The following is an 883-nucleotide window of genomic DNA, read 5'->3' on the forward strand; positions in this document are numbered from 1 at the left end:
GCCGGCCGCGTCAGACTTACCGTCAAACGCCAGGCAGAACTTCTCAGCATCAACCGAACCAGCGTCTACCGAAAGCCAAGCCCTCCTGTAATCAACGAACAGGACTTATTTCTCATGCGCCGGATTGACGAAATCCATACCGATGAGCCGACTTGGGGTTATCGGACGATTACGCAAATTTTGCGGCGCGAATCGGCCGCAGCAATCAACCGGAAAAAAGTCCGCCGCCTGATGCGGGATATGGGCATATATACTATCTATCCCAAGCCCAATCTGAGTAAACGCTACCATCATCAATATGTTCGTCCCTATCTTTTGCGAAAAATGGCGATTACCCGCCCCGATCAAGTTTGGGGTATCGATATAACGTACATAAGAATGCAAAAAGGCTTTCTTTACCTATTCGTTATCATCGATTGGTACAGCCGCTATATTGTGGATTATGAACTGTCCAGTACACTTGATAAATCTTTTGTTTTGGCCTGCTTGAAGCGATCTTTTACCTTTAGAAAACCGGAAATCATCAACAGCGACCAGGGCGGTCACTTTACCAATCCAGAGTACATTCTGCTTTTAGAAGAAGCTGGTGTGAAGGTATCCATGGATGGTAAGGGACAATGTCTGGACAACGCCCGGACGGAACGCTTTTTTCGGACTCTTAAATACGACCGCATCTACATCAATGAATATGAGACTCCCCGTGAGCTACGCAGTATGCTCAGAGACTATATGAAAACGTACAATACCCATCGGCCTCACTCTGCCCTGGGCGGATTATGCCCTGCCCAATATTATTTCGGAAATATGCCCCTGGAGGCTGTTTCATACCAAAAAGCACAGAAAGGAGCATAACTTAGTTTTCTCTAGTTTGTGTCTTGACTTA

At 46.5% G+C, this 883-nt stretch carries 1 protein-coding gene; it reads left to right on the plus strand.

Annotated features, from left to right (window positions below):
* Nucleotides 1-852, plus strand: an 852-nt coding sequence (locus ALO_RS17495) for an IS3 family transposase (protein ID WP_004098787.1), incomplete at its 5' end; no start/stop codon positions are given.
* Nucleotides 853-883: the final 31 nt, after the last annotated feature.

Source organism: Acetonema longum DSM 6540 (assembly GCF_000219125.1).
In the GTDB taxonomy this organism is placed as follows: domain Bacteria; phylum Bacillota; class Negativicutes; order Sporomusales; family Acetonemataceae; genus Acetonema; species Acetonema longum.